Source organism: Streptomyces oceani (genome assembly GCF_001751245.1).
Classification (GTDB): domain Bacteria; phylum Actinomycetota; class Actinomycetes; order Streptomycetales; family Streptomycetaceae; genus Streptomyces; species Streptomyces oceani.
This window is the reverse complement of sequence record NZ_LJGU01000137.1, coordinates 1-4,673: the sequence shown is the minus strand read 5'-3', so window position 1 is coordinate 4,673 and position 4,673 is coordinate 1. Positions and strand designations below refer to the sequence as shown.

The following is a 4,673-nucleotide window of genomic DNA, read 5'->3' as shown; positions in this document are numbered from 1 at the left end:
GCGCCCGCTCCACCGCGCCGGCCGTCCGGGGCGCGTCGTCCACGGGGTCGCCCGCGGGCGTGACCGGGGCGGGTAGCAGCCCGCCGGTGTTCTCCGCCGCCGTGTTCGGGGTCGACGGGGCCTGGGCCGGAGGTAGTACGGTCGCGCTCTGATCGCTTGAGCAGTCCTCGACGATCGGCCCCTCCTCCGCGAACTCGAAGCCGCCGCGCGCGCAGCGCTCCGTACGGCAGCGGCGCAGCGTCGTACGACAGCCGTCGATGACGTGGAAGCCGTATCCGCGCGAACCGGTCACCCGGCAGCCGTGGAAGGTCCCCCGTCCGCCGGCGGAGACGTACACTCCGGCCTCCTCCGGGCCGGTCACGGTGCAGCGCTCCACGGTGGGATCGGCGCCCTTCGTCACGATCAGCCCGCTCGCGGCGCCGTCGACAGTGCAGCTGCTCAGGGTGCCCCCGGTGCCGTGGTCCCGGAACCACGCGCCGGTGCCGACCTCCCGGATACGGCAGTCGTCCAACTGCACCGTCGCCCCGTCGCTGACGGACACCGCGGTGCCGCGCACCTGCGAGAGGTCGCTGTCCAGCACGTCCACCCGCGAGCCGCGGTCGAGTACGAACAACGCGTCCGGTACGCCGTGCACCCGGCAGGCGTCGAGCACCGCCGAGGCGCCGTCACTGACCCACACGGCCGGGTAGTCGCCCGTACTCTCGTGCACCTCGCAGCTGTTGGCGTCCACCCGGGTGCCGGGGTCCCAGACCGACAGGCCGTTCCGGCCGAACCTGCGCACCGTGGAGCGGGTGAGCGTCAGGACCGAGCGGGAGCGCAGGTCGACGGCGTTCTCCGGGATGTCGTGGATCTCGCAGTCGGCGAGGGTGAGGACGGCGTCGGTGTCCAGGGTGACGCCGTCGGCCGAAGTACGGTGCACCCGGCAGCCGGTGAGGTGGCCGGTCGCCCGGGAGGTGACCTGCACCCCGGCACCCTTGATCTCGTACACCTCGCAGCCCACGGCCTCCACCGCGCTGCCGTCGCCGTGCACAGAGAGCCCGGCGCCCGAGGCGTGGTGCAGCCGGCAGCGCTCCAGTCGCGGATGCGCGCCGTCGCGCACGGAGATCCCCGCCTGGCCGGCGGCGACGATCTCGCACTCCTCGTAGACCCCGCCCGCGTCGCCGCAGACGGCGATCCCCGTACCGGCCGGATTGTCCACCACGCAGCGGCGCACCATCGGTCGGGCGCCACCACGCACCTCCACACCCGAGGCCGAGCGGGTCAGCACGCGTATCCGGGACACCTCCGGAGCGCCGTCCTCCACCAACAAGGCCGGGGCGGAGGCGTCCTGGCCCTCCAGTTGGAGGTCATGCACCGTGCCCGAGGCTCGCAGGGTGAGCGCGACGCCCTCGGTCGGCGCGATCCGCACCGAACCGCTACCGGACCGCTCGGGTCCGCGCACCGTGACCGCTCGGTCGAGCACCAGGTTCTCCCGGTACGTGCCGGGGCTGACGGTGATCACGTCGCCGTCGGCGGCGGCTTGCACGGCCGCGGTCAGCGAACCGTACTCTCCGGTGCGCCGCCGCCAGCGCGCTGTTCCGGTGTGCGTGACCTGGACCGGGGCCTGTCCCATGGACTGCTGCGTCCTCACTTCGTGCGATCTGAGCTGCGTGCCCTCGCGGGCAGCTCCACCGTAGCGTGCCTACGGGCCCCGGATGACGGTCAGTTGCCCGGACCGGTGCGGCCCGGATCAGGGCCGATGCGGGCCCATGCCTCATCCCAGCGGGCGTACCGGCGTCGGAGCAACTGGCGTACGGCCAGGCGTCGTCCGGCTTCCACGGCGCAGACTGCCAGACCGGCGGAAACCACGCCGGCCAGCATGGCGTGCGAGGAGGCCGAGTCGGCGGACATCGGCGGATTGGTGACCTGGCCCTGCCCGTCGACCCAGACCCGGAACCGATCACCCGGCCGCACCGGTTCGGAGACCTCCGTGGTGCCCGTCTGCGTGATGCCGTTCGGCCCGGTCCAGAACGCGACCACGCGCCGCAGCCCGTCCTCCTCCCGCGGCTCGCTCCCCGAGTTCGTCTCCGATCCGGGGTCGCCGGGTGCCAGCTGTTGCACCGTCGCGCGGGCGGAATAGCGCTCGGCGTGCTGGTCACGCACGTAGTCCAGCAGCTCCACGTGTGCCAGCTTGCCGCTGGCGAGCCCGACGACCGGGGCTCCCAGCACGATCAGCACCACCGCGCACAGCGCCAGGACGGCCTCGTGTCGGTCGGTGCGTCGACACACCGGATTGTGGCGCCAGCGCCACAATCCGACGATCGCCCGCACGACCTCACCCCCATTTCGCTCACGCCGACTTTACGCGAAAGTCCGCGGCGTCCTGCGAGGCACCTGTCGCTGGTATGCAACCGTGACCGGGTGGGGAGACCCCGCGTGCCGGCCACGTGTACGGCGTGCGGGGCGGGCTTCGGGCGGAAGTCCGCAGGAGGCTTCAGTAGCCCCGACCCGGATAGGACTGGCCGTACTGCTGCTGGTAGGGACCGGGCATCTGTCGGGGAGTGCTCGGTCGAGGAGCGGCCACCGGCCGCATCTGGGGCTGTTGTTGCGGATGTTGGGCGGGACCGCCCGGGTAGCCCTGCTGCCCCTGGGGCATCCGGGGCTGCTGGGGCATGTGCGCGCCGGGCATGGCGGGTTGCTGCGTGTGCAGGGGCGCGGGGTGTGACGCGGCGGGCGGGACCGCCGGGTTGGGCGCCGCGAGCGGATAACCGTGCGACGGGGTGTGCTGCTGGCCGTAGTGCGTGGGCCCGGCCGAACCGCCGGCGGGCAGCGCGGGCAGCGCGCCCTGGGTCAGGGCCGGAAGCTGGTTGCCGGTGTCATACTCCGCTGGCACGCGAATCGGCGCGATCTGCGGGGTGCCTCGCTCGGCGACGAGCATGTCGTAGATCGGAGTGTCAGCGGCAGGTGGCGCAGAGTAGTAGCCGCCGCCGTAGCTACCACGGGGAGAGGGGGAGGTCATAGTCCATAAGTTAAGCCCAAAATCGGGCTGTTGGGGAGCCCGGACCGTGCTCGGTTTCACGTGGAAGAGGGGAATGCCCAGCGAGAACGGGGATGAATTCGGGCAATTCTCCCCAGCGGTTTTATTGAGATTGTGTAACGAATTCTGGAGGCCGCTCCGTTCGGAGTCCGTGCCCGAGCCCGGCACGGCTGATCGCGAGGGCCCGTGCGGGTGCGGTGGACGCTGGCTTCTTCGGGCATACGGGGGACCGTCGCGGAATCGGGTCGCGCCGCGCATACAAGAACCGCAATCGTCAAGGTCACTTGACGATCTCCCCGCGTGCGTACCGTCCTTGGGCAGCGGGCCCGTGCGCTCGCCCCAGCCCGGGGGAGCGGAATAGATTGACACGGACGCCACGGGCGCCGACACCTTGGCGCACGACGAGCAGACTCGAGGGGAATCACCATGAGCATGGCCAAGGGCACCAACGTCCCCGTAGCCGCGACGGCGGTGCGCGTCGAACTGGGTTGGACCACCGGTCCGGGTGTACCGGACGTCGATGCCTCCGCGCTGCAACTGACGTCCGGGAAGGTCCGTTCCGACGACGACTTCGTCTTCTACAACCAACCGCAGGGTCCCGGCGGCGCGGTGCGCCACGAGGGGAAGCGGCCGGAGGGCGCGGCGGTCACCGACACGCTCTCGGTGGACCTGAGCCGAGTGGAGGCGGGCATCGAGCAGATCGTCGTCGCCGCTTCCGTGGACGGGGGCACCTTCGGGCAGGTGCCGGGTCTGTGCGTACGCGTGCTGGACGCGGCCGGCGGGGCCGAACTCGCCCGCTACGAGGCCACGGACGCCAGCAGCGAGACGGCGTTCGTGCTGGGCGAGCTCTACCGCCGGCAGGGCGCCTGGAAGTTCCGGGCGGTGGGCCAGGGTTACGCCAGTGGACTGGCGGGGCTCGCGACGGATTTCGGGATCAGNTTCGGCAGCCTGCAGCTCTCCGACGGCATCGACGTCGTCATCGTCGCCGTCGGGCTGTTCGCGATCGGCGAGGCCCTGTGGGTGGCGGCACACCTGCGCCGTTCCTCCCAGAAGGCGATCCCGGTCGGACGCCCCTGGCTGGGCAGGGGCGAGCTGCGCCGCAGCTGGAAGCCGTGGCTGCGCGGCCCGGCGATCGGTTTCCCGTTCGGTGCGATCCCGGCCGGCGGCGCGGAGATCCCGACCTTCCTCTCGTACGTCACGGAGAAGCGCCTGTCCAAACACCCTGACGAGTTCGGGAAGGGAGCCATCGAAGGGGTCGCCGGACCGGAGTCGGCGGCGTCCGCCTCGGCGGCCGGCACCGTCGGCACGATGCTCACCCTCGGGCTGCCGACCACCGCCACCGCCGCGGTGATGCTCGCGGCCTTCCAGCAGTACGGCATCCAGCCCGGGCCGCTGCTCTTCGAGCGGGAGACCGAGCTGGTCTGGGGCCTGATCGCCTCGTTGTTCATCGGCATGGTGCTGCTGTTGGTGCTCAACCTGCCGCTGGCGCCGGTGTGGGCCAAGCTTCTGCGGATACCGCGCCCGTACCTCTACGCCGGCATCCTCTTCTTCGCGGCGGTGGGCGCGTACGCCATCGGCGGCGAGGCCATCGACCTGGTGGTTCTGCTGGTGATCGGGCTGATCGGGCTGGTGATGCGGCGGTACGGACTGCCGGTGC

Annotated in this window: 4 protein-coding genes; 1 reads left to right on the top strand and 3 read right to left on the bottom strand. The window is 71.6% G+C overall.

Annotated features, from left to right (window positions below):
* The 3 genes from AN216_RS19460 to AN216_RS19450 form a co-directional block, all read right to left on the bottom strand.
* On the bottom strand, positions 1-1,612 hold a 1,612-nt coding region (locus tag AN216_RS19460), incomplete at its 3' end, for a right-handed parallel beta-helix repeat-containing protein (RefSeq protein ID WP_170843173.1).
* An 89-nt stretch (positions 1,613-1,701) separates the two neighbouring features.
* Positions 1,702-2,310, bottom strand: coding sequence for an Rv1733c family protein (locus tag AN216_RS19455; protein WP_070197994.1), 609 nt, complete (start codon positions 2,308-2,310; stop codon positions 1,702-1,704).
* A gap of 163 nt (positions 2,311-2,473) precedes the next feature.
* Positions 2,474-2,998, bottom strand: a complete 525-nt coding sequence (locus tag AN216_RS19450) for a DUF6643 family protein (RefSeq protein ID WP_070197993.1) — start codon at positions 2,996-2,998, stop codon at positions 2,474-2,476.
* Positions 2,999-3,442: 444 nt separating this feature from the next.
* Here AN216_RS19450 and AN216_RS27350 point away from each other — a divergent pair.
* A partial coding sequence (locus tag AN216_RS27350; RefSeq protein WP_170843172.1) for a tripartite tricarboxylate transporter permease occupies positions 3,443-4,673 on the top strand: 1,231 nt, incomplete at its 3' end.

Coding starts and splice junctions, on each gene's coding strand:
- AN216_RS19450 (WP_070197993.1), bottom strand. CDS start 2,998: ATGACCTCCCCCTCTCCCCGTGGTAGCTACGGCGGCGGCTACTACTCT.